Source organism: Allocatelliglobosispora scoriae, assembly GCF_014204945.1.
In the GTDB taxonomy this organism is placed as follows: domain Bacteria; phylum Actinomycetota; class Actinomycetes; order Mycobacteriales; family Micromonosporaceae; genus Allocatelliglobosispora; species Allocatelliglobosispora scoriae.
The window spans coordinates 213,118-235,844 of the sequence record NZ_JACHMN010000003.1 but is presented as its reverse complement, the minus strand read 5'-3'; the positions used below and the strand labels follow the sequence as shown (position 1 = coordinate 235,844).

At 70.5% G+C, this 22,727-nt stretch carries 24 protein-coding genes; 11 read left to right on the top strand and 13 right to left on the bottom strand.

Annotated features, from left to right (window positions below):
- Positions 1-90: 90 nt before the first annotated feature.
- Together coaD and rsmD are read right to left on the bottom strand one after the other, a co-directional pair.
- On the bottom strand, positions 91-573 hold the full coding sequence (gene coaD, locus F4553_RS27695; RefSeq protein WP_184841610.1) for a pantetheine-phosphate adenylyltransferase: 483 nt from the start codon (positions 571-573) through the stop codon (positions 91-93).
- 5 nt (positions 574-578) lie between these two features.
- Positions 579-1,178 (bottom strand): 16S rRNA (guanine(966)-N(2))-methyltransferase RsmD, encoded by a 600-nt coding sequence (gene rsmD / locus F4553_RS27690; RefSeq protein WP_184846982.1) that lies wholly within the window; start codon positions 1,176-1,178, stop codon positions 579-581.
- A 98-nt stretch (positions 1,179-1,276) separates the two neighbouring features.
- Between rsmD and F4553_RS27685 the strand changes: the two genes are divergently transcribed.
- Positions 1,277-2,908 (top strand): cell wall anchor protein, encoded by a 1,632-nt coding sequence (locus F4553_RS27685; RefSeq protein ID WP_184841608.1) that lies wholly within the window; start codon positions 1,277-1,279, stop codon positions 2,906-2,908.
- A 181-nt stretch (positions 2,909-3,089) separates the two neighbouring features.
- On the opposite strand, the gene recG is transcribed toward F4553_RS27685, so the two are convergent.
- Together recG and F4553_RS27675 are read right to left on the bottom strand one after the other, a co-directional pair.
- Positions 3,090-5,285 carry an ATP-dependent DNA helicase RecG gene (gene recG, locus F4553_RS27680; RefSeq protein ID WP_312875409.1) on the bottom strand — a complete coding sequence of 732 codons (2,196 nt, stop codon included), beginning with the start codon at positions 5,283-5,285 and terminating at the stop codon, positions 3,090-3,092.
- Positions 5,282-6,832: a fatty acid kinase ATP-binding subunit FakA gene (locus tag F4553_RS27675; RefSeq protein WP_312875408.1), complete on the bottom strand. Its 1,551-nt coding sequence runs from the start codon at positions 6,830-6,832 to the stop codon at positions 5,282-5,284. The genes recG and F4553_RS27675 overlap by 4 nt, the downstream gene beginning before the upstream one ends.
- 248 nt (positions 6,833-7,080) lie before the next feature.
- Between F4553_RS27675 and rpmB the strand changes: the two genes are divergently transcribed.
- The gene (rpmB, locus tag F4553_RS27670) at positions 7,081-7,272 is read left to right on the top strand and encodes a 50S ribosomal protein L28 (protein WP_184841606.1); all 192 of its coding nucleotides are present in this window, start codon (positions 7,081-7,083) and stop codon (positions 7,270-7,272) included.
- Positions 7,273-7,353: 81 nt separating this feature from the next.
- On the opposite strand, the gene F4553_RS27665 is transcribed toward rpmB, so the two are convergent.
- Entirely contained in the window at positions 7,354-7,893 is a 540-nt protein-coding gene (locus tag F4553_RS27665) for a DUF3515 domain-containing protein (protein WP_184841604.1), read from the bottom strand.
- Positions 7,890-8,123, bottom strand: coding sequence for an Lrp/AsnC ligand binding domain-containing protein (locus tag F4553_RS27660; protein WP_184841603.1), 234 nt, complete (start codon positions 8,121-8,123; stop codon positions 7,890-7,892). Before F4553_RS27660 ends, F4553_RS27665 begins: the two co-directional genes overlap by 4 nt.
- Before the next feature lie 101 nt (positions 8,124-8,224).
- Between F4553_RS27660 and F4553_RS27655 the strand changes: the two genes are divergently transcribed.
- The 3 genes from F4553_RS27655 to F4553_RS27645 all read left to right on the top strand — a co-directional run bounded on the left by F4553_RS27655 (position 8,225) and on the right by F4553_RS27645 (position 10,776).
- Positions 8,225-9,223, top strand: a complete 999-nt coding sequence (locus F4553_RS27655) for a thiamine-phosphate kinase (RefSeq protein WP_184841601.1) — start codon at positions 8,225-8,227, stop codon at positions 9,221-9,223.
- Complete coding sequence (locus tag F4553_RS27650; protein WP_184841599.1) at positions 9,220-9,684, top strand: GNAT family N-acetyltransferase; 465 nt, start codon at positions 9,220-9,222, stop codon at positions 9,682-9,684. Before F4553_RS27655 ends, F4553_RS27650 begins: the two co-directional genes overlap by 4 nt.
- Positions 9,685-9,822: 138 nt before the next feature.
- On the top strand, positions 9,823-10,776 hold the full coding sequence (locus F4553_RS27645; protein WP_184841597.1) for a hypothetical protein: 954 nt from the start codon (positions 9,823-9,825) through the stop codon (positions 10,774-10,776).
- A gap of 74 nt (positions 10,777-10,850) precedes the next feature.
- On the opposite strand, the gene F4553_RS27640 is transcribed toward F4553_RS27645, so the two are convergent.
- The 5 genes from F4553_RS27640 to F4553_RS27620 form a co-directional block, all read right to left on the bottom strand.
- Entirely contained in the window at positions 10,851-11,954 is a 1,104-nt protein-coding gene (locus F4553_RS27640; RefSeq protein ID WP_184841595.1) for a D-alanine--D-alanine ligase family protein, read from the bottom strand.
- Positions 11,955-11,965: 11 nt separating this feature from the next.
- Complete coding sequence (locus F4553_RS27635) at positions 11,966-13,081, bottom strand: cystathionine gamma-lyase (protein ID WP_184841593.1); 1,116 nt, start codon at positions 13,079-13,081, stop codon at positions 11,966-11,968.
- A 9-nt stretch (positions 13,082-13,090) separates the two neighbouring features.
- Complete coding sequence (locus F4553_RS27630) at positions 13,091-14,083, bottom strand: NAD(P)H-dependent glycerol-3-phosphate dehydrogenase (RefSeq protein WP_184841591.1); 993 nt, start codon at positions 14,081-14,083, stop codon at positions 13,091-13,093.
- Entirely contained in the window at positions 14,080-14,808 is a 729-nt protein-coding gene (locus tag F4553_RS27625; protein ID WP_184841589.1) for a lysophospholipid acyltransferase family protein, read from the bottom strand. The genes F4553_RS27630 and F4553_RS27625 overlap by 4 nt, the downstream gene beginning before the upstream one ends.
- A gap of 236 nt (positions 14,809-15,044) precedes the next feature.
- On the bottom strand, positions 15,045-15,971 hold the full coding sequence (locus F4553_RS27620) for a hypothetical protein (RefSeq protein ID WP_184841588.1): 927 nt from the start codon (positions 15,969-15,971) through the stop codon (positions 15,045-15,047).
- 139 nt (positions 15,972-16,110) lie between these two features.
- Between F4553_RS27620 and F4553_RS27615 the strand changes: the two genes are divergently transcribed.
- Both F4553_RS27615 and F4553_RS27610 read left to right on the top strand, forming a co-directional pair.
- A complete protein-coding gene (locus tag F4553_RS27615; protein WP_246467494.1) occupies positions 16,111-16,761 on the top strand; it encodes a papain-like cysteine protease family protein in 651 nt (216 codons plus the stop codon).
- 4 nt (positions 16,762-16,765) lie between these two features.
- Positions 16,766-17,515 (top strand): hypothetical protein, encoded by a 750-nt coding sequence (locus F4553_RS27610; RefSeq protein ID WP_184841584.1) that lies wholly within the window; start codon positions 16,766-16,768, stop codon positions 17,513-17,515.
- A 56-nt stretch (positions 17,516-17,571) separates the two neighbouring features.
- Here the strand turns inward: F4553_RS27610 and F4553_RS27605 are convergent, their stop codons facing one another.
- A complete protein-coding gene (locus F4553_RS27605) occupies positions 17,572-18,042 on the bottom strand; it encodes a type II toxin-antitoxin system PemK/MazF family toxin (protein WP_246467493.1) in 471 nt (156 codons plus the stop codon).
- A 93-nt stretch (positions 18,043-18,135) separates the two neighbouring features.
- Between F4553_RS27605 and cofC the strand changes: the two genes are divergently transcribed.
- Genes cofC through F4553_RS27585 form a run of 4 tightly spaced genes read left to right on the top strand, consistent with a single transcriptional unit; the run spans position 18,136 to position 21,969 of the window.
- Positions 18,136-18,711, top strand: coding sequence for a 2-phospho-L-lactate guanylyltransferase (gene cofC / locus F4553_RS27600; RefSeq protein WP_184841582.1), 576 nt, complete (start codon positions 18,136-18,138; stop codon positions 18,709-18,711).
- A 10-nt stretch (positions 18,712-18,721) separates the two neighbouring features.
- Positions 18,722-18,916, top strand: a complete 195-nt coding sequence (locus tag F4553_RS27595) for a cold-shock protein (protein ID WP_184841580.1) — start codon at positions 18,722-18,724, stop codon at positions 18,914-18,916.
- A 23-nt stretch (positions 18,917-18,939) separates the two neighbouring features.
- Positions 18,940-21,150: an RNA degradosome polyphosphate kinase gene (locus tag F4553_RS27590; protein ID WP_184841578.1), complete on the top strand. Its 2,211-nt coding sequence runs from the start codon at positions 18,940-18,942 to the stop codon at positions 21,148-21,150.
- A 12-nt stretch (positions 21,151-21,162) separates the two neighbouring features.
- Positions 21,163-21,969 carry a CHAD domain-containing protein gene (locus F4553_RS27585; RefSeq protein ID WP_184841576.1) on the top strand — a complete coding sequence of 269 codons (807 nt, stop codon included), beginning with the start codon at positions 21,163-21,165 and terminating at the stop codon, positions 21,967-21,969.
- Positions 21,970-22,054: 85 nt separating this feature from the next.
- Here the strand turns inward: F4553_RS27585 and F4553_RS27580 are convergent, their stop codons facing one another.
- A complete protein-coding gene (locus F4553_RS27580; RefSeq protein ID WP_184841574.1) occupies positions 22,055-22,687 on the bottom strand; it encodes an HU family DNA-binding protein in 633 nt (210 codons plus the stop codon).
- Positions 22,688-22,727: the final 40 nt, after the last annotated feature.

Below are 22,727 nucleotides of genomic sequence, written 5' to 3'. Positions count from 1 at the left end.
ACTTCCTATTGAGCTGTCTGCTCGCCGATCCATCATGCGTCCCGAGAGCCTTTCGCGGGCCGACCGGACGCCCGACGGCGCGTCGGACTATCAGCCAGTTGGTCGCAGCTTCGCGACCATCCGCTCCTCGACCACCTTGGGCACATACTGCGACACGTCCCCACCGAGCCTCGCTACCTGTTTTACCAGGCTGGAGGCGATGAAGGAATAGAGAGGGTTCGTTGGCATGAAGAGCGTCTCGACCCCGGAGAGCCCGACGTTCATCTGCGCCATCTGCAGCTCGTAATCGAAGTCGCTCACTGCACGTAGGCCCTTGACCACGACCTGGGCACCGTTGGCGCGGCAGAAGTCGACGAGGAGCCCGTGAAACGATTCCACTCGTACGTTGGGATGAGCGGACGCCACCTCGCGGAGCATCTCAATCCGCTCTTCGACGGAGAAGAGTCCCTGCTTGGACTGATTGATCAGCACACCGACGATGACCTCGTCGAAGAGCTGCGCCGACCGGACGATGATGTCCACGTGGCCATTGGTCACCGGATCGAAAGAGCCGGGACAGACCGCACGCCTCATTGCGCTCATCCTTCTGCCTGCCGAGGTTCCCGTAGCGGCGCTAGGGCAGCGCGACCGTACCAAAGAGTCGTCTCGCCGTAACGGCGCTGTCGCTCTCCGGTGACACCTTGCACCCACCGCGGTTCGGGCGAGCGGCTCGCCCGCTCGATCACGAGCACCGCGTCGGGGGCCAGCCAACCGCGATCGACCAGCGCCGACAGCATCTCGGCGAGCTCGTCCTCGCCGAGGGAGTAGGGCGGGTCGGCGAAGACGATGTCATAAGGATCACCCGAGGGACCGCCCGCGAGAGTCGTGGAGACCTTGGCGTTGACCAAGAGTGCGTGCCCCTTGGCGCCGATCCGCTCGATGTTGTCGCGGATCGCGCGGGCCGCTTTGGCGTCCGACTCGACGAGCAGACTGTGAGCCGCGCCACGCGACAGCGCCTCCAGCCCCACCGCGCCGGAGCCCGCGAAGAGGTCGACGAAGCGCACGTCAAGCAGTCCGACCTGGGCTTCCAGGGCCGAAAACAGGGCTTCCCGCACTCGATCCGCGGTGGGTCGGGTGAGCTGCCCGGGTGGGGCGATGAGACGCCGTCCGCCGAACCGTCCAGCCACAATCCTGGTCACACACCGACGGTACGCGATGCGTTCCATCTTGCGGCCCATCAGGCTCATCCGTACGGTGTGGGAGTCTTCACCCCCCGATACGTACCCCTGGAGACGATGTGACCCCCTCTCACCCGATTCGCCGTGCCCTGGCCGTAGCGGCCGGCGCCGCGATCGCCGTGGTCGGCGCCATCGCGCTCGCGGTTCCGTCCGTCGCAGCCACCCCGACCGCCTTCACCGGTGGCGGCGGCAACGACAGCCAGCTCGCCATCGACGGCAGGGCCGAGTGCCTGCGCGCCACCGGCGAGTGGCGCATCACCTGGACCCTGACGAACAAGCGCAACCGCGACGCCACGATCACCGACAAGACCTCCAACCCCGACACCACAGTCACCGTCGTGGGCGGCAGCACCGCCCTCAAGGGCTCCGTCATCCCGAAGAAGTCGGGACGCGACGACGGCGAGCTCACCGCGGTGCAGACCGTCCCCGGCTCCGCGGACAAGGTCAAGCTCACCGTCAAGGTGAGCTGGCCGAAGGAGCACGGCAAGAGCGAGACCTCGACCCAGGACGAGACGGTCACCTTCCGCGGTGGCCCGTGCACCGCGCCGCCGTCCTGCGTCGACGCGAGCAAGGCGAGCTACGAGCACACCTTCGCCGGTCCCGCGGGCACCGCCTCGGTGAAGCTGAAGGGCGACCTGCCGCTGTGCCAGGGCGGATCGCAGTCCTTCTCGCTCGTCTCCTACTACGCACCGGCGGCTGTCGCCCTGTGGCCGCAGTACGCCTACGACACGGCCACCGCCACGATCGACCGCGACCACCCCTCGGTCGAGCTCAGCGTGGACGTGCCGGGCTGCTTCACCCAGGTCGACCTGGTCTGGGGCGGTGAGAGCGTCATCATCGACCCGCTGGTCGCCGGTGGTGCCCGCTACAACGACCTGAAGCTCGGCTCGGGCGGCGCGCCCGGCAACCGGTCCTCGGGCCCCGCCGGGTGGTACAACGGCGGCAACCTGACCTGCGCCATCCCGGCGGCGACCCTCGTCTCCGCCTGTGACGGCTCGGTCAACGTGCACCTCACCAACGGTGCCGATGCGCACTACGCGGCTCCGTTCACGGTGACCGCCGAGGGCGGCTTCAGCGAGTCGGCATCGGTCAACCCGGGCGAGTCGAAGGACATCGTCGTACCGGCCGCCAAGGCGGGCTCGATCACGGTCAAGATGGACGGCAAGACCATCAAGACCGGTTCGTGGCAGCGCCCCGAGGACTGCCCGCTGCCGACCGTGGCCGTCGAGGCGACCTGTGACACCTTCGCCGTCTCGGTGACCAACCCGGCGGGCAACCTGCCGGTCGAGGCGACGATCGTCTACAACGGCGAGACCAAGAGGGTCACCGTCGCACCCGGCACCTCGGAGAAGGCCACCTTCACCGCCGGTGCCGACACCGACGCGACGGTCACGTTCACCGACTACGACCTGCCGCCGGTGACCGCCGTCTACACCAAGCCGGCGAGCTGCAACGGCTCGCCGTCACCGTCGCCGTCGGAGTCTTCGCCGACTCCGCCGTCACCGTCGGTGAGCCCGTCCTCCACGCCGCCGACGGAGTCGACCCCGACGCCGTCGCCGTCGACCGGTGGCGGGCTGCCCGTGACCGGTACGCAGATCGGCCTCTTCGGCGGGGTCGGTGCCGTGCTCGTGGGCGCCGGAATCCTGCTGGTACTCGGTGCCCGACGTCGTCGACTGACCGACGCCGCGTAATCGGGTGGTACGACAGCGGCGCCGCCCCTCCCGGGTGCGGCGCCGCTGTCGCGTTCTTTGGGACCAACTCTTCAAGAGTTGGTCCAAAAAAAAGGGGGGCGCCGGCAGCACGCGCCGCTTAACACCAACTCTTCAAGAGTTGCGACGATCTTGGGGCCCTGGGGGACCGTCGCGGGCAGGGTCAGCCCTTTTCCAGGTACTCCGCGCGGGTGTCGTCGACGAGGGTGTCGATCGCCTCGGCGAGCAGCGGGTAACGCGTCAGCTCCGGGTCGTCGGCGAGGAGCTCCTCGGCCTGCGTACGCGCTTCGCCGATCACCTCGGTGTCCTTGAGCAGCGAGAGCAGCTTCAGGTGCGATCGGTGGCCGGACTGCGCCGAGCCCAGCACGTCGCCCTCGCGCCGCTGCTCCAGGTCGAGCTCCGCGAGGCGGAACCCGTCGGTGGTCGACGCGACCGCATCGAGGCGGGCCCGCGCGGGCGTCTCCTCGGGCGCCTCGGAGACGAGCAGGCACAGCCCCGGTGCGGAACCACGACCGACCCGGCCGCGCAGCTGATGGAGCTGAGAGACCCCGAAGCGGTCAGCATCGAGGATCATCATCATCGTCGCGTTGGGTACGTCGACGCCGACCTCGATGACCGTCGTCGCCACGAGTACGTCGATCTCGCGCGCCGCGAAAGCCCGCATGATCGAGTCCTTCTCGTCGGCGGGGAGCCGGCCGTGCAGGACACCGATCCGCAAGCCCTTCAACGGCCCCTCGGCCAGCAGTGGAGCGATCTCGTTGACCGCGATCGGCGCTCGCTTGTCCGAGTCCGTGTCGCTCGGCGGCACGTCCTCGTCGGCCTCGGCGTCGCCGATCCGGGGGCAGACGATATAGGCCTGGTGCCCCTTCTCGACCTCCTCCACCACGCGCCGCCAGGCCCGCTCCAGGAACGCGGGCTTCTCCGCGACGGGCACGACGTGCGAGGCGATCGGCGAGCGCCCGCTGGGCAGCTGGGCGAGGGTGGACACCTCCAGATCGCCGAAGACCGTCATCGCGACGGTCCGCGGGATCGGGGTCGCGGTCATCACCAGCACGTGCGGTGGCTGCTCCGCCTTGGCCCGCAGGGCGTCGCGCTGCTCCACCCCGAACCGGTGCTGCTCGTCGACGACGATGAGGCCCAGGTCGGCGAAGTCGACGCCCTCGTAGAGCAGGGCGTGCGTACCCACGATGAGCCCTGCCTCGCCCGACGCGACCTCGGCGAGCGCGCGGCGCTTGGCCACCGCGCCGAGGGAACCCGTGACGAGCGCGATGCGCGTCCCGTCGGGGTGACCGCCCAGCTCGCCCGCGCGCCCGAACTCGCCGAGCATCTTGGCGATGGTCCGGTGGTGCTGGGTCGCGAGCACCTCGGTCGGCGCGAGCAGCGCGGCCTGGCCGCCCGCGTCGACGACCTGGAGCATCGCCCGCAGCGCGACGAGCGTCTTGCCCGCGCCGACCTCGCCCTGGAGCAGCCGGTGCATCGGGTGCGCGGCGGAGAGGTCGGCGGAGATCTCCGCGCCGACCGCCGACTGGCCCTCGGTGAGCGTGAAGGGCAGCCGGTCGTCGAAGGCTTCGAGCAGGCCACCGTCGCGCGGTGGGCGCGGTCGCGCCGGCCACTGCGCGGCCCGTCGTTTGCGACGGACAAGCGTGAGTTGTACGGCGAAAGCCTCGTCCCACACCAACCGGCGCCGTGCCAGGGCCAGCGACTCCCGTGAGGCGGGCCGGTGGATCTCGCGCAGTGCCGAGGGCAGATCGATCAGCTTGCGCGCCACCCGGATCTGCGACGGCATCGGGTCCTCGGTGAGCGGCACCATGTCGAGCACGATCCGCACGCACTTGGCGATCTGCCAGGTCGGGATCTTCGCCGCCGCCGGATAGACCGGGATTAGCGCACCGGCGAACTGCTCCACGTCGTCGGAGCCGTCGGCGTCGAGCAGGATGTATTCGGGACCGTTGAGCTGGCGGACCCGGTTGAACTCGGTCACCTTGCCCGCGAAGAGGCCCCAGCGGCCCGGTTCGAGATCGGCCGCGCGCCACTTCTGGTTGAAGAAGGTGAGGGTGATCTGCGCGCCGGAACCGTCCGCGATGATCGACTCGACGAGATCGCCGTTGCGGGCCTTGAACCGGCGCACGGTGGTCCGCAGGATCCGGCCCATGATCGTGACCTGGTCGCCGACCTGCAGCGAGCGGATGTCGGTGTGCTCCCCCCGCTGGTCATAGCGGCGGGGGAAGTGATGCAGCAGGTCGTTGGCGGTGTGCAGGTTCAGGGTGCCGGCGAGCGCCTTGCCCGTCTTGGCCCCCAGCAGCTTGTGCAGCGGCGTGCGGACGGTCAGGACGTTCTCGGTCTCGGTCTCCGCGGTCACTCGACCCCCACGATCAGCGGATAGTGCGGCTGACCCGCGTCATAGCACTGGACCTCGACATAGGGCCAGGTGCCGGCGAGGTGGGTCCGCAGGTCATCGGCGAGGTCGGCCGGGGCGCCCGCGCCCAGCAGCAGGGTGACGATCTCGCCGCCACCGCCGAGCAGCCGGTCCAGCAGATCGGTGCAGACGCCCACGAGCTCCTCGCCGATCAGGTGCACCTCGCCGCCGACCAGGGCGATCACGTCACCGGGACGGCAGTGCCCGGCCATCGTCAGCGCCTCGCGGGACGCGGTGGTCACCTCGGCGAAGCGGCAGGCGCTCGCCGCTTCGGCCATCGCGATGACGTCGTCCTCGAAGCGGCGGTCCGGATCGCGGACGGCGAGGGCCGCAAGCGCCTGGACCGGCGACTTCGTCGGCACCACGCGTACCTTCACGCCCTCGTGATAGGCCTCGTTGGCGGCGGCGACGGCGACCGCCTGGGTGTTCGGGTCGTTGGGGAGCACGACGACACGCCCGGCGGCGGCCCGGCGGATCGCGGCGAGCACCTCACCGGTCGACGGATTCGCCGCGACCGTGATGCTGCCCTCCCCCTCGAAGAGCGAGGCGAGCCCCGCACCGTTGGCGACGACGACCACCCCGCGAGCGTCGGGATCCAGGCACCGGCGCCCCGCGACCTGCACCGACAGGTCCGTCACCCCGATCTGGTAGGGCCGCCCGGCCCGCACGCCCGCCTCGATCGCGCCACCGACGTCGGCGACGTGCACGTGCACCCGCCAGGTCTTCGGGCCGCCCACGATGACGAGCGAGTCGCCGAGCAGGTCCAGGGTGCTCCCGAGCAGGTCGACGGCGTCGGGTTCGGCGTCGAGCAGATACTGCACCTCGTAGCCGAAGCTCGTCGTCTCCTCCGCGGCCGCGGCGGCCGGACGGACGGACGCGGCGAGCCGGGGCGGCGGGGAGGACTCGATTTCCTCGCCGGAGAGCTCGGCGGCGAGCGCCTCCAGGACCACCACGAGGCCTCGGCCGCCCGCGTCGACGACACCGGCGGCGGCGAGCGCCGGAAGCTGCTCCGGTGTCCGGGCGAGCGCCTCGGCGGCGGCCCGTGCGGCGGCGAGGGCGATCGTCGGGTCGTCGTCACCGGCAGCGGCGAGCGCCGCTGCGTCCGCGACGGTGAGGATGGTGCCCTCGACGGGGCGGGAGACGGCGGAGCGGGCCGCCCGGGCGGCCACCTTGAGCGCGGCGGCGAGGTCGCCGCCGGTCATCCCGTCGGCGAGGCCGCGCAGGAGCTGGGCCAGGATCACGCCGGAGTTGCCCCGGGCGCCGAGCAGCGCACCGTGGGCCAGCGCGTCCCAGAAATCCTCGGCACCGTCGGCACCGTCGCGGGCGGCGGCCATGGTGAGCAGCATGTTGGTGCCGGTGTCGCCGTCGGGGACGGGATAGACGTTGAGCTCGTCGATCTCGTCGCGGTGCCGCTCCAGCGCGATCACGGCTCGATCGGCCCACCGTCGCGCGACCGCAGCGTCGAACGTCACCCGGGATGCCTCCGTCACGCCCACTAGCGTAGAGCCAACATCGGCGGATCACGTGTCTGCGGCGGCCTCGGGTTGGCCACTCCTGAGGTGCGGGCCATCGCTCGGCTCGGGACCGACAGGTCCGGCCGCTGGAAGGGCCTGCGGGCGGCACGCTATGCTTTCCGGACGCCCGCTGCCCGATTGGGCAGGAGCAGGGTCGGTCAGGTAACCTGGCCGGGTCGCCCGCCGTGCGGGCATGACCTATCGACTTATCTCAGGAGTATCCCGTGTCTAGCGTGTGCGATGTCTGTGACAAGCGGCCGGGCTTCGGCCACAACGTGTCCCACTCGCACCGGCGGACCAACCGTCGCTGGAACCCCAACATCCAGACGGTGCGCACTCCGGCCGGTGGCGGCAACACCCGCAAGGTGCAGGCCTGCACCTCGTGCATCAAGGCCGGTAAGGTAACCCGCGCCTGAGGCACCACAGCGATCGAAAACCCCCGGCTCGCGCCGGGGGTTTTCGTTTATGCGGGCTTGCTGCCGCTTACGCGGGCGTGCTCAGAAGCAGCCGGAGGGCAGCTTCTCGCTCGTTGAGGGGACCGTCGTCGCGATCGTGGTGGCGAAGGGCACGACCTGCTGCGCGGCGCCCTCCATCGGGCCGGGCACGGTGACCCGGACCGGCACCTCGCGGTCGATCGTCGTCCAGATCGTCTTGCCGCTGCCGGTCACCGAATGCCAGCAGACACCGTTCATGGAGACGAGGAAGTCGGTCATGCCGATCTGCGGCTTCGCGACGCCGCACTCGAGCACCGAGGCCGGGTCCCCATAGGCGGCGTTCTGCTCGTGACCTGCGGTGACGGGTCGGCGAACAGCCTGGCCGAGCTTCTCCGGCAGGCGGGCGGTGAGCGCGCGGCAGACGGTGGCCTGGCGCTCGGTGAGGGTGGCCGCGGCGACGGTGACCGGGCCGGTGGCCTGCGGAGCGGGTGCCTGCGCACCCGCGTCGGCCGGCTGGAGCTGCTGGAACACGATGGCGCCCGTGACGACCGCCACGGGCACGGCGACGATCGAGGCGAGCAGCCTCGGGGAGAGCGATGTCACAGACGGACCACCGAGCAGGTCAGCGTACGCGTGATCCCCGCGACGGTCTGCACGTTGCTCAGGATCAAGCGTCCCAGCTCGTCCACGTTGGGCGCCTCAGCAAAAACGACCACATCGTAGGGGCCGGTCACAGCGTCGACGCGGGCAACTCCGGCGATCGACTCGATCGCCGCGGCCACGTCACGTGCCTTCCCGACCTCCGTCTGAATCAGGATGTAGGCGTGAACCACGACACGACTCCTTTTCCCGCACCTGCGCTGCGATTGTGTTGCCAGAAAGTGAAGGTACCGCACCTGATGGGTATCGCTGCTCGGGTGTCCGGGGGAGATCAATGCGAGTGAGCCGCGACAACAGCCTGAGCGGGGCCGGCGAGTTCGGCATGATCGCCCGCATCACCGCCCGGATGCCACAGGGCGAGACGAGCCTGCTCGGCCCCGGTGATGACGCGGCGGTCGTCAGCGCCCCCGACGGAAGGGTCGTGGCCTGCACCGACGCCATGGTCGAGGGCCGACACTTCCGGCGCGACTGGTGCGAGGCCGCCGATATCGGCCACCGGGCCGCCGCCGCCAACCTCGCCGACGTCGCCGCGATGGGGGCCACGCCCACCGCGCTGCTCGTCGCGCTCTGCGCGCCGCCCGACACACCGCTCGACTGGGCGGAGGAGCTCGCCGAGGGCTTGGCCGAGGAAGCCGCCCTGGTGGGCGCCAGCGTCGTCGGGGGCGACACCACGTCTTCTCCCCTGCTGATGATCTCCGTCACCGCCCTGGGCGATCTGGCCGGGCGCGCGCCCGTCACCCGCAGCGGTGCCCAGGCCGGCGACACGATCGCGCTCGCCGGTCGGCTCGGCTTCGCCGCCGCCGGCTACACGGTGCTCTCCCGAGGGTTCCGTACGCCGAAACTCCTCGTCGACGCCTATCGCCGTCCCGTCGTGCCCTACCCGGCCGGCCCGCTCGCCGCCGTCGCGGGCGCCACCTCGATGATCGACGTATCGGACGGGCTCCTCGGCGATCTCGGGCACATCGCCGCGGCGAGCAACGTCCGGCTCGACGTGCACCGGGACGCGTTCGACGTCCCGGGGCAGATGCGCGACGCCGCGATGGCCCTGGGCTGCGACGTGCACCACTGGATCCTGGCCGGCGGCGACGACCACGCCTTCGCCGCCACCTTCCCGGCCTCGGTGGAGCTGCCGATCGGCTGGACGGCGATCGGCAGGGTGCATCCGGCGGTCGGCACGCCGGAGGTGACCGTGGACGGCAGGACGTGGAAGGGGCCTGTCGGCTGGGATCACTTCACCAAAGATCACAATTCTCGGTATCCTCACGCCTCGTGAGTGAGATCGAGATCAGGCCGATGAGGTACGGATCGGCCGTCGTACAACGCCTAGTCGAGGCGATCTATGCAGACCAGACGGTGCGCTACGGCGGCCCGGACCAGACGCGGATCGAGAGCTTCGAGTTCGACCCGCCGGACGGCGGCTTCCTCGTGGCCTACCTCGACGGCACCCCGGTCGGCTGCGTGGGCTGGCGCAGCCACGGCGATGACGAGACGACGGCGGAGGTCAAGCGTCTCTTCGCCGCTCCCGAGGCCCGCAACACCGGCGTGGCGACCACCCTGATGCGGGCGATCGAGCAGAACGCGAAGGACCACGGCCGCACCAGGATGATCCTGGAGACCGGCCACGCCCAGCCAGAGGCGATGGCCCTCTACGAGAAGTTGGGCTACGTCCCCATCCCCCACTTCGGCCACTACAAGGACACCGAGGGCGTCCGCAGCTACGGCCGCCCCCTTTAGCTCGGTAGCTCTGTAAGCCCCATAATTCGCGTTGATCAAGGGAAGACTCGCCGCATATCGGGCACCCCCGATGGTGAGTCTTCCCTTGATCAACGCGAATTGTTGCGCGCGACCGGCAGCGCGCGGCAGGGTGGCCGCGTGGGGGAGATGCTTTCGCGGTTGCCTGCGGTGGTGGCGGGGACCGCTTTTCGATCTGAGTTCTACACGTGGTACGGGATCCAGCGCAGTCAATTCGAGCGAGCCGGGCTGGTGCACCTCGCCTATGACACCTGGCTCTTCCCGGACGGGTCCGACTTCAGCCATGACGATCTCATCGTCACGCTGCTCGAATTGGCCTCGCCTTATGCGGCACTGAGCCACGAGTCGGCGCAGCGGTGGTACGGCGTACCCGTCGACGGGCGATATCGCGATCCCCGACTGCACATCACCAGCGACCCGTACGAGCCGGCGATCCAACGCCAGGAGTTCGTCACGCACGTCGCCGGGCTGTCGGAGTATGACGTCTGGCGGGAGCGCGATGTCCGGGTGACGAGCCCGGAACGGCTCTTCCTCGACATCGCCGGCCGCTGCGATCGGGAGCAGCTGATCGTCCTGGGCGACGCCCTCCTGCGGCGGGGACTGACCACGATCGAGGCGATCCAGGAGCGGCTGCTCACCGCGCAGCGCGTCCGCGGGGTGCGCATCGCTCGCGAGATAGCTCCGCTGCTCAACGGTGTCGCAGCATCGCCGCCGGAGAGTGTCCTGCGCCTGCGGTTCCACGACCGTCGGCTGCCCGCTCCGACGCCGGGGGCTGCGGTCCAGGTCGGCGGACTCGTGGTGCACCCGGATCTGCCTTGGCCGGATTACCAGGTGGCCGTGGAGTACGAGGGCCGCCAGCACGCCGAGCGGGCGCAGTTCGAGCTCGACGTCAACCGCTACTCGGCCCTCGCCGCAGCAGGCTGGCTCATCATCAGGGCATCCAGCCAGGACCTGCGTGACGGCAGTCGTACCCTCATCGGAAGAGTGAGCAGCGCTCTCACCTCGCGCGGCTGGACCCCTCCCCCGCCGCCACCTCGCCGCGGCCGGGGCCGCCCTCCCCGTAATTCGCGTTGATCAAGGGAAGACTCGCCATCCGGGGTGCCCGATATGCGGCGAGTCTTCCCTTGATCAACGCGAATTTTCTGCGGTCAGTGGAGGCCGGTGCCGCGGCGGAGGGCGGTGCGGATGAGGCGGGTGACGAGCTTCGGGTATTCGATGCCGCTCGCGGCCCACATCCTCGGGAACATCGAGGTCGCGGTGAAGCCGGGCATCGTGTTGATCTCGTTCAGGTAGATCTCCAGGTCGGGGGTGACGAAGAAGTCGACCCGCCCCAGGCCCGCGCAGTCGAGGGCGTTGAACGTCCGCTTCGCCAGCTCCTGCACCCGTGCCGTGACGTGGTCGGGCAGCGGTGCGGGGATGTCGAATTCGCAGGAGTCGTCCAGGTATTTCGCCTCGAAGTCGTAGAAGTCGTGTCCGGAGACGACACGCACCTCCGCCAGCGCCGACGCCTCGGGCTCGCCGCCGTGCTCGCCCTCCAGCACGCCGCACTCGATCTCGCGACCGATGATCGCGGCCTCGACCAGCACCTTCGGGTCGATGGCGCGGGCGGTCGCGACGGCGGCGTCGAGGTCGTCCCAGGAGGTGACCCGGGTGATGCCGAAGCTGGAACCGGCCCGGGACGGCTTGACGAAGACGGGCAGGCCGAGCCGGTCGCGGTCCTCCTGGCTGAGCGACTGCCCGGCCCGGAGCACCGCGTAGGGCCCGACGGGAATGCCGTCGGCGATCGCGAGCTTCTTGGTGAACTCCTTGTCCATCGCCGCCGCCGAGGCGAAGACGTTGGCCCCGACATAGGGGATGCCCGCCATCTCCAGCAGGCCCTGGATGGTGCCGTCCTCGCCATAGGCGCCGTGCAGCGCGGGGAAGACGACGTCCACGGAGGCGAGCGCGGCCGGGCCGTCGACGGGCTCCAGCAGGATCACGTCGTGGCCGGTCGGGTCCGCGGGGAGCACGACGGCGGATCCGGCGGCGGCGGTGATCTCCGGCAGGGCCTGACCGGCGCCGATCGCGAGCAGGGCCGGGTCGCCGCTGGTGAGGACCCAGCGTCCGGCCTTGGTGATGCCGATCGGCACCACCTCGAACTCGGCGGGGTCGAGCGCGTTGAGGATGCTCCCCGCGCTGACGCAGGAGATGGCGTGCTCGGTGCTCCGTCCGCCGAAGATCACGGCGACGCGGGTTTTCCTAGTGCTGCTCACGGCGGTTGACCTTACCCTGCTCTTGTTGCGGACAGCGCCCTCTGGACATCTGCCACAAGATCGGCCGCGTCCTCGATGCCGCAGGAGAGGCGCACGAAGCCCGGCGGGGTCGAATCACCCCACTGCTCGCGGCGGTCGGCGCTCGTGTGCAGGCCGCCGAAGCTGGTGGCGGCCGCGACGAACCGGCTGTGCCGCAGGAACTGCTCGACGTGGTCCGCCGACGGCAGCGTGAAGCCGACGATGCCCGGAATCCGGCGCATCTGCCGCGACGCGATCTCGAACGACGGGTCGCTCGGCAGCCCCGGCCAGCGCACCCCGGTGACGAGGGGGTCGGCGAGCAGCACCTCGACGAGCGCGGCGGCGTTGGCGGTCTGCGCGCGCAGCCGCAGATCGAGCGTGGAGAGCGAGCGCCGGGCGAGCCAGGCGTCGAAAGGGCTGCTGATGCCGCCCGCGAGCGTGCGCCACTTCGTCATCCCGGCGAGCAGTTCGGGCGAGCGCGTCGCCACGTACCCCATGATCAGGTCCGAGTGGCCGGAGATCGCCTTCGTCGCCGACGCGACCGAGACGTCCGCGCCGAGGTCGAGCGGGCGCTGGCCCAGGGGGGTCGCCGCCGTGTTGTCGACGGCGACGAGGGCACCGGCCGCGTGGGCCGCCGGGGCCACGCGGGTGATGTCGACCACGTCGAGCCCCGGGTTGGCGGGCGACTCCAGCAGGACGAGACGCACGCCGTCCATCGATGGGTACGGCCCGGCAGTCGGCACCTCGACCGTGGTGATGCCCAGCTCGGCCAGGGTCGTGGCAGCGAAGATCCGGACGCTGTAATAGCCGTCGCTCGGCATCATCAGGGTGTCGCCGGGGCGCAGCACGGTCATGAGGAGTGCGTTGATCGCCGCCTGCCCGCTGCCGAAGACGAGGCAGTCGCCGCCCTCCAGCTCGCCGATCGCGGATTCGAGCAGCCGACGGCTGGGGCTGTCCATCCGCCCGTATCCGTCGGCGCCGGACTCGACCCCCTTGGGGTGCAGGTGGAAGGGCGCGGCGAAGACCGGACCCGGCGCGAGCGGCTGGCCTGGCACCGCTGCCGGTTGGCCCGCGTGCACGCAGCGGGTGGAGTCACCGAGATCGTCCATGCGGACCTCTTATTCGGGCTTGGTCTCGCGGCTCATCAGCGCGGCGAGAGCGATCTTCGGGGCCACCCCTTCGTGGCACACCCGCTCGACCTGTTCGGTGATCGGCATCTCGACCCGCAGGGAGCGGGCGAGGTCGCGGATCGCCAGGCAGCTCTTGACGCCCTCGGCGGTGTATCGCGTGGCGGCCTGCGCCTGCTCCAGCGACAGCCCTCGGCCGAGGTGCTCGCCGAAGGTCCGGTTGCGCGACAGCGGCGACATGCACGTGCCGACGAGGTCACCGAGACCGGCGAGACCGGCGAAGGTCAGCGGATCGGCGTCGAGCGCGACACCGAGCCGGGTCGTCTCGGCGAGACCGCGCGTGATGAGGCTCGCCTTGGTGTTGTCGCCGAGCCCCATCGCGGTGGCGATGCCGTAGGCGAGGGCGATGACGTTCTTCACCGCGCCACCGAGCTCGCACCCCACGACGTCGTCGTTGGTGTAGGGCCGGAAGTAGGGCGTGGTGATCGCCTTCTGCACCAGCGTGGCCCGGGCGATGTCGGTGCAGGCCACGACCGTCGCGGCGGGCTGGGACAGGGCGATCTCGGGCGCCAGGTTGGGCCCGGAGACGACGGCGACCCGGTCGGCGGCGACCCCGGCGGTCTCGACGATCACCTCGCTCATCCGCTTGGTGGTGCCGAGCTCGATGCCCTTCATCAGGGAGACGAGCGTCGCATCGGGGTGGATGTGGCCGGCCCACTCGGCGAGGTTGCGCCGCAGGGTCTGCGACGGCACGGCGAGCACGACGATCTCGGCCTTCTCCAGCGCCTCGAACGGGTCGGCGGTGGCGGCGATCCGCTCCGGCAGCCGGCACTCGGGCAGGTAATCGGGGTTGTAGCCGGTGGATCGGATCGCCTCGGCGATCGCCGGACGGCGGGCCCAGAGCGCGACGTCGCCTCCGGCGTCGGCGAGGATCTTGGCGAAGGCCGTGCCCCAGGATCCGGCACCCAACACTGCGGTTCTCATGCCTGCTCAGCCTTCTCATCATTCGGTTGCGCCGACGGCGTCCAGAGTGGAGGCGGGGTCTCCTGGCGTACCTCCGCGACCAGGTCGCGCAGGCCCAACATGATCGCCTCGGTCATCTCGTGCAGGGTCGCGGCGTTGGCCTCGGCGCCGTCCCACCTACTGAGATCGAGCGGCTTACCGGTCACGACCGTCACCGGCCGCCGCGGCTTCAGGGAGACCTTCTTGGTACGCGGGTCGAAGAGGTTCTCGCAGCCCTCGGCGACGATCGGGATGACCGGAGCACCGGTGAGCAGCCGCAGCCGGGCCGCGCCGGTCTTGCCGCGCATCGGCCAGAGATCGGGTTCGCGGGTGATCGTGCCCTCGGGGTAGATCACCGCGGCACCGCCGCCCCTGACCGCCTCGACCGCCGCGTTGAGCGCCTTGACCGCATCGATCGTGCCGCGCTCGACCGGGATCTGGTGGCACCAGTAGAGGATCTTGCCGGCGATCGGGATCCGGAAGACACCGATCTTGCCGAGGAACTGCGGCCAGCGACCGCTGTCATAGATGTAGTGCGCCACGACGAACGGATCGGCGTGCGAGGTGTGGTTGACGACGAGGATGATGCCGCCCTCGGCCGGGATGTTCTCCATGCCGCGCCAGTCGCGCTTCGTCATGACCAGCATCGGCGGCTTCACCAGAGCCACCGCAAATCGGGACCAGAACCCCAACTTTCGCCGCGCCACGGCTACCTCCCTGCCACCTAGGTCCTTCTCCGCCGCGACCGGCGAGCCGGCCCCTTCGAACGAGCCACCCGGCGTGTGAACGAATCATGCCACGCCCCCTCGCTCATGGCAGCCAGGGCGTGACGAATCGATCTTCATGACCCCTCACCCCAATTCGCGTTGATCAAGGGAAGACTCACCATCTCGGGTGCCCGATATGCGGCGAGTCTTCCCTTGATCAACGCGAATTTCGGGGGTTACGTCCAGTCCCAGCGGATGCCGATGATGCCGGGGCGGAGGTCGGGCTCTATGACGTGGACCGTTCGGTGGCCGCTCAGGGTCAGCTCGTCCCGGTGGATTTCGGGGCCGCCCACCGTTCGCTGCTGGAATCGGTAGCAGCGGACCGGCAGCTCATCCGGGTGGAACCGGACCTGGAGGACCAGCTGCCTCGTCGGGAAGCGCACCCCTCGGTGGTAGCCGGGGCACTCCACGCCGCTGCGGTCGATCACCTCGTACTCGATGATGTTGGTGTCGCCGACGCGCAGGACCCGGTCGAAGAGGAGCTCCGCCACGATCAGGCCGGCCGCGACGTCCCGGCGTACGCGACCCAGGCGGCAGTTGGCGAGCGGGCGCACCTCGACCCGGGCGGCGTCGCCACCGGGGTCCACCTCGTAGATCGTGACGTAGCGGTCGACCTCCTGGTGTGCGGCGAGCACCTGCAGGCAGCGGCGGCGCCAGCCGTCCCGGGCGGCGCCGAGGTCGAGGTCCTCGAAGAGGCTGATCGTGTGCAGCCGGCCGTCGGCGGGGTTGTCGAGGTCGATGAGCATCCGGTCCAGTGCCTCGGCGGGTTCGACCAGGTCGGCGTACCGGCGGGAGCCTGGGGGTAGACCGACCACCCGGCCGCGCGGGCGCGGCGGGCCGAGCAGGACGGTGAGCGCGGCCGGGGGCAGGCCGAGGATCGTCTCCAGTGCGGTGACCGCGCGCAGCGACTCGGTCCGCTCCGGCCTGCGGCGCCCCTGCTGCCAGTAGCTCAGGGTGGCGAGGCCGATGTGCAGGCCCTGCTCGGCGAGGCGGGCCTGGATCCGCTGCAGGGCGAGCCCGCGCACCTCGATGGCGGCGCGCAGCGCATGATGGAACGGCCCGGTGCGCAGCACCGTGGCCAGATCATCGCGACCGTTATTCACGCGAACCTCCAGCAACCCCTGTGAATGTTCACACTTTGACCAGCGGAATGCCACCCCCGGCCGGGCACGATTCACGGAGTCGCCCCCGGGCGCCACCGGGGCATTGATACATGGCACTGCCTGCGCAAACCATATGCGCATGTCTAACCACACCCCCGGCCCGGCCCGGCGCAGCAGAGCCATCACGGTGATCGCCGTGATGCTCGCGGCGCTCACCCTGCCCGGCGCACCCGCCCTGGCCGGATCGCCCGGCCCGCACTCCTCCCCCGCCGCCGTCCCGATCGCCGCACCCGCCGCCGCCGTTGCCGCGACCTGGCGCAAACTCAACATCACCATGCAGGCGCAGCAGCTCTCCAACTGGTGCTGGGCGGCCTCGGGCAACACGGTCGCCGCGTTCTACGGCTACTCCTACAGCCAGAACCAATTCTGCAACCTCGCCTTCAACCGGTCGATGAACTCGTCCTGCCCCAACAACCAGGCGACCCTCGGCAACGACCAGACGGCGTTCGCGGCGATCGGGATCGACCCGGGCTATTACTACAACGGGTACCTCTCCTACAACACCGTCGTGAACGAGATCGAGGCGCTCCGGCCGATCATCACACGGATCCAGTGGCAGTCCGGCGGCGGCCACATGATGGTGATCTACGGCTACGACAAGAGCCAGAGCTGGGTCTACTGGGGCAACCCGTGGGCCTCGTCGAGCCGCTACAACTGGGGCACCTGGAGCTATTACGTCAACAACAGCTCCTTCTTCTGGACCCACTCCCTCTACCAGATCGGCGCGTGAGGCCATGTCCACCACCCTGCGCTGGGGCCTCGGCCTCGGCATCGTCGCCGCACTCGCCCTCGCCGCTCCCGCCGCGGCCGGCGGACCCACCGCTCCCGCCGCCGCCGATCTCACCGCCGCGAGCCGGGCCGCCGCCGCACCGGCCACGATCACCGCTCTCGGCCGCTTCTTCGCCGCCACCGGCGCCGGTGCGACGAGCGGAACCGGCCTCGCCGCACCGGCCGGCACCGCCGCACCGACCCTCGGCGGTGCCCCGATCGCCGTCTACAGCCTGAACCCGGCCTTCGTCCGCTCGGGGTCGGCGCCGGTCGCGGTGCTGCAGTATGTCGCGACCACCGCGACCTCGGCCGACGGCAGGTCCGCGTCGGTCTGGGCCGCGCCCTCCGCCACCGGCTGGTCGGTGGTGAACATCGCCTCCGGCAACGACGAGGCGCGCTACGCGGCGGCCGCCGGCAGCGGGGCGGTGCTCTTTCAAGAACCGCAGATCAACGGTTGGTACGCCCTGCGCGGCGACCGGGTCGTCCCGCTCAACGCCGACGCCCGCTCCGCCGTGGGCACCGGTATGGCGGTCGCCGACTACCAGCGGCTGGTCCACGACCGTTACGCCGACAAGCAGCCGGGCTCCGCGTACGAGAAGTCCGGCACCGCAGGCGGATACGCCCCGTCGGCGCCGTCGAGCCCGCTGCCCCTGATCGCCGTACTCGCCACGGCAGCCCTGGGCCTGATCGGCCTCCCCCGCCTCCGCCGCCGCTAGGTTCCCCCGTTTCTTTAGGGCCAACTCTTGAAGAGTTGGCCCTAAAGAGGGGACGGCTAGAGCGAGTGGAGCTTGCGTACCTTCTGCCACGTGGGCGCATCCAGGGTCCCGGCCCTGTCCTCGAACGCCGCCACCTGCACCGGGATCGGGTCGGTCAGGTCGAGGTAGCTGTCGTGATCGGCGTTGGGGTCCCACGTCTTCGTGGTGATCCGCACGTGGTCCTGCCGATCGCTCTGGTCCTGACTAGTGATCTTGAGTACCTCGATGACGCTGCGTCCGTTGCGCACCACGAGGCAGGGCCGCACCTTGTGGCCGGTGCCGTCCTCGTAAGGCACGTCGGCCCACCAGATCTCCCCCGGCTGCGGGCCGGTCGTCGGCCCCTTCTCGACCGGCTTCGTCGGCGGCCGCTTCGACGGCGGCCTCGGCACCGGGCGGCGTCCACCCGACGGAGCCCCCTTGCGGAGCCGAGCGACCACATAAACGGCGGCGAGCGCCACGACGAGGATTCCCACAACCCACCAGAACATCGCCACAGGCTATCCCCCGCCCGCCCGGCCCTCGCCCCCATCGCACCAACTCTTGAAGAGTTGGTGCGATGGGGGCGCTGACATACTGGTCAGGTGACGTGGACGGTGGTGGTGCCGCTGAAATCGCTCGCCGACGGCAAGTCGCGGCTGCGCGGGGCGGCACCGCACCTGGACCACGACCGGCTCGTCCTGGCGCTGGCGGTCGGCACCGTCGAGGCGGCGTTGAAGGCGTCCGAGGTCGGCCGGGTCGTCGTGGTGACCGGGGACGCGGAAGCTTCGAGCGTGCTCGGTGCGATGGGTGCGGAGATCACGGCCGACCCCGGTGGCGGGCTCAACGCCGCGATCCGGGCCGCCGCCAACACCGAGACCGGGCCCGTGGCGGCGCTCCTCGGCGACGTGGGCGCCCTGGTCCCGGTCGAGCTGGACGCGGCACTGGCGGCGGGGTCGGCGTACCCCCGGTGGTTCGTCGCCGACGCCGAGGGGACGGGGACCGTGCTGCTGGGCGCGGTGCGCGGGGACCGGTTGGAGCCGAGGTTCGGACCTGGCTCGGCGGCGGCGCACGCGGGCAGCGGCGCGACCGCCCTGACCGGCGACTGGCCGACGCTGCGGCACGACGTGGATACGCCGGCGGACCTGGCCCGGGCCCGGATGCTGGGCCTCGACCTGTAGCGTGCGGGACATGCAGGGCACCGTCGCGAGCTTCGAACCGGACACCCGCAGCGGCACCGTGCTGCTCGACGACGGCACGCCGGTCGCCTTCGACGGCGCCGCGTTCGCCGCGGGCGGTCTGCGGCTGCTCCGCGTCGGCCAGCGACTGCGGCTGGAGAGTGACGGCGACGGAAACATCAGCATGGTGACGCTGCCCACCATGTAACTCGTGTTCACCTTCCCTTCACCATGGTCCGTCAACCTGTGCCGGTGACCGGCACCGGCAGGACCCCTGGACGCCCCCGCAGGATCGGCAGCGGGCAGAAGCCTACGATTGGCGACCCACCGACGCCGGTGACGGTCCAAGATGAGGAGATGGCGAAGGCGACACCTCCCTCGAAACCGCTCCCGGAGACTGTCGTGACCCCGGAACTGCCCGAGGGGCGGTTCTTCAACCGCGAGATCTCCTGGCTCGACTTCAACGCGCGCGTGCTGGCGCTCGCCGAGGATGCCCGGACACCGCTGCTGGAGCGGGCGAAGTTCCTCGCCATCTTCGCCACCAACCTCGACGAGTTCTTCATGGTCCGCATCGCCGCGCTGCAGCGGCGGGTGCAGACCGGCCTGCCGGTCCGCGGCGCCGACCGGCTGCCGCCGCGCCAGCAGGTCGACCACGTCGCCGAGGCGACGACCGAGCTGGTGGCACGGCACGCCGCCTGCTTCGCCGACCAGGTCGGACCGCTCCTGGCGCAGCAGGGCATCGTCATCGAGCGCTGGGAGAACCTGACGAGCGCCGAGCGCGACCGCCTCGCGACCTACTTCCACGACCACGTCTTCCCGGTGCTCACCCCGCTCGCGGTGGACCCCGCGCACCCGTTCCCCTATATCTCCGGGCTCTCCCTCAACCTCGCCGTCTCGCTGCGCGACCCGGAGAAGGAGGGCGAGCTCTTCGCCAGGGTCAAGGTTCCGGCGAACGTGCCGCGCCTCGTCGCGCTGACGCCCGGCCGGTTCCTGCCGGTGGAGGCGCTCATCGCGGTGCACCTGGCCCAGCTCTTCCCGGGTGTCGCGATCGTCGAGCAGCACCTCTTCCGGGTCACCCGCAACGCCGAGGTCGATCTCGACGAGGACCGCGACGAGGACCTGCTGCAGGCGCTGGAGCGCGAGCTGGCCCGGCGCCGGTTCGGGCTGCCGGTGCGTCTGGAGGTCGCCGAGCACATGTCGGAGCACCTGCTGGAGACGCTCATCCGCGAGCTCGACGTGCAGCCCCGGGCCGTGCAGCGGGTTCCCGGCCTGCTCGACCTCTCCGGCCTCTGGCAGGTCTACAACGAGACCGACCGGCCCGACCTCAAGGACAAGATCTTCGCCCCGGCGACGCATCCGCGCCTGCGCGACGGCGAACGCAGCGTCTTCAGCGTGCTGCGCGACGGCGACATCCTGGTGCACCACCCCTACCACTCGTTCTCCACGAGCGTGCAGCGCTTCATCGAGCAGGCGGCGATCGACCCGCACGTGCTCGCGATCAAGCTGACCCTCTACCGCACCTCCGGCGACTCCCCGATCGTCGACGCGCTCGTCGACGCCGCCGAGGCGGGCAAGCAGGTCGTCGTCGTGGTCGAGGTGAAGGCGCGCTTCGACGAGTGGGCCAACATCGGGTGGGCGCGCACGCTGGAGCGGGCCGGCTGCCACGTCGTCTACGGCCTGGTCGGCCTGAAAACCCATGCAAAAATCGCCCTGGTGGTACGCCAGGAGGGGGCCGTCCTGCGCCGCTACGGCCACGTCGGCACGGGTAACTACCACCCCAAGACGGCCAGGCTCTATGAGGACTTCGGCCTGCTGACCGCCGATCCCGAGGTCGGCGCGGACCTGACGGAGCTCTTCAACCACCTCACCGGATACGGTCGGCCCGCCTCCTATCGCCGCCTGCTCACCTCGCCCCGGGGTGTCCGGGACGGCTTGCTGGAGCTCATCGAGGCCCAGGCGGCCAAGGGCGACAAGGGGCTCATCCAGTTCAAGGTGAACTCGCTCGTCGACGAGCCGATCGTGGACGGCCTCTACCGGGCGTCGCAGGCGGGAACCCGGGTCGACCTCATCGTCCGGGGCATGTGCTCGCTGCGCCCTGGCGTACCGGGGTTGAGCGAGACGATCCGGGTCCGCTCCATCCTGGGCCGCTTCCTGGAGCACTCCCGCGTCTTCCGCTTCGGCCGGGGCGCCGCCTCGCAGTGGTGGCTCGGCTCCGCCGACATGATGCGCCGGAACCTGGACGGCCGGGTCGAGGCCATCATCAGGATCACCGACAAGACCGCCGTCACCGAGCTCAGCGAGGTCTTCACCGCCGCCCTCGCCGAGACCACGGACGGCTTCGATCTGGGCGCCGACGGCGTCTGGACCCGCCGCTCCTCCACAGTAGAAGGCCGCCTCGCCGACCTCCAGCAGCTGCTCCAGGCCCGCTCGCAAGCGGTCTGAGGCCGGGCCGCCATGCCCGGACCCACCGCTGCAGCCGTCCTGGTCGAGTCCCTGACCCGCTCGGTCGGCCAACTCCACTCGCCCCGGGTCCCGCCCGGCGACACCCTGGCGCACCGGCTGCGGGTCGCCTCCCGCCGATTGCGCTCCACCCTGCGCACCTTCGAGCCCCTGCTGGACCCCCACTGGTCCACCCCGGTAAGGACCGGCTTACGCGACCTCGCCGACGCCCTCGGCCCCGCCCGAGACGCCGAGGTCCTCCTCGAACGCCTCGCCGACCACCAGCTCACGGGCACCGAGGAGATCGCCCGAAAGCTCCGGCAGACCAAGGACCACGCCGACGCCGCAGCCGCCGCGTACCTGGCGTCGGAGCCCCACCACGCGCTCCTGGCGAGGCTGGCGGAGCCGATTCCCTTCCTCCGCGTCGCCCACTTCAGCGCCGCCGCGATCCTGCCACCGCTGCTCGCCAAGCCCTGGCAGCGCCTGACGAGCCGGGCCAGGACGATCCGGCCGCACGACCCGGTGGAGCGCTGGCACAATCTGCGCATCCGCACCAAGCAGGCCCGCTACGCCCTGGAGGCGACCGGCTTCGACGAGGCCCTCACCCGGGCCCTCGCCAGGTGTCAGGACCTCCTTGGCGAGCACCAGGACGCCAACACGGCCGCGGACGCCTGGCGGGCACTGGCAGCCGATCCCGCGGTCGCCGAAGCCCTGTACGTACGGGAGGCGGCCACGGCCGGGAGGCTGCGCAAGGCGTACCCCCGGGTCTGGAAACGCTGCGAGAACCGCGAGCTGACCGCGATCCTCGACCCCCACCGGTAAGGACCGCCGGAACCCCCGAACCGACCCCGAAACAAGCGTGAGGGACGTGGCAGAACAGCCACGCCCCTCACGGAACCAGGACGAACTAACGCTTCCGAGCAGGAGCCTTCTTCGCCGCCGCAGCCTTGGCAGGAGCAGCCACGACCTTCTTGGCGGCCGGAGCCTTCTTGGCCGGAACAGCAGCCGCAGCCTTGGTGGCGACCTTCTTGGCCGGAGCAGCCTTGGCCGCCGCCACGGTCACCTTCTTGGCCGGAGCGGCCTTGGTGGCAGACTTGGTTGCGGCCTTGGTGGCCTTCGCCGCCGGGGTCGCCTTCTTGGTCACGGCCTTGTTCGCGGGTGCGGACTTGGCAGCCGTCTTCTTGGCGGGCGCCGACTTGGCGACCGACTTCTTCGCCGGTGCGGCCTTCTTCGCGGCGGCCTTCTTCGCGGGCGACGCCGCGCCCTTGCCGCTCGCCACGGTCTCCTTGAAGGCGGCGCCCGCGCGGAACGCGGGAACCGAGGTCTTCGGAACCTTGACCGCCTCACCCGTACGCGGATTGCGTGCGGTCCGCGCGGCGCGCGCCCGCTTCTCGAAGACACCGAAGCCGGTCAGCGACACCTTGTCGCCCTTGGTCACGGCGGTCTGGATCTCGGTGATGATGGCGTCGAGCGCTGCGGCGGCGGTCTTCTTATCCCCCAACCGGGCGGCGAGCGCCTCGACGAGCTCGGCCTTGTTCACGGCTTTCCTCCGTTTTCCCTACTGGACCTGTGCCAGTCAT

Bases quoted from the DNA above. Each gene is read 5' to 3' on its own strand.
- coaD (WP_184841610.1), bottom strand. From the start codon at position 573: ATGAGGCGTGCGGTCTGTCCCGGCTCTTTCGATCCGGTGACCAATGGC.
- F4553_RS27655 (WP_184841601.1), top strand. From the start codon at position 8,225: ATGCGAGTGAGCCGCGACAACAGCCTGAGCGGGGCCGGCGAGTTCGGC.
- F4553_RS27635 (WP_184841593.1), bottom strand. From the start codon at position 13,081: ATGGACGATCTCGGTGACTCCACCCGCTGCGTGCACGCGGGCCAACCG.
- F4553_RS27630 (WP_184841591.1), bottom strand. From the start codon at position 14,083: ATGAGAACCGCAGTGTTGGGTGCCGGATCCTGGGGCACGGCCTTCGCC.
- F4553_RS27615 (WP_246467494.1), top strand. From the start codon at position 16,111: ATGTCTAACCACACCCCCGGCCCGGCCCGGCGCAGCAGAGCCATCACG.
- F4553_RS27610 (WP_184841584.1), top strand. From the start codon at position 16,766: ATGTCCACCACCCTGCGCTGGGGCCTCGGCCTCGGCATCGTCGCCGCA.
- F4553_RS27605 (WP_246467493.1), bottom strand. From the start codon at position 18,042: ATGTTCTGGTGGGTTGTGGGAATCCTCGTCGTGGCGCTCGCCGCCGTT.
- F4553_RS27595 (WP_184841580.1), top strand. From the start codon at position 18,722: ATGCAGGGCACCGTCGCGAGCTTCGAACCGGACACCCGCAGCGGCACC.
- F4553_RS27590 (WP_184841578.1), top strand. From the start codon at position 18,940: ATGGTCCGTCAACCTGTGCCGGTGACCGGCACCGGCAGGACCCCTGGA.
- F4553_RS27585 (WP_184841576.1), top strand. From the start codon at position 21,163: ATGCCCGGACCCACCGCTGCAGCCGTCCTGGTCGAGTCCCTGACCCGC.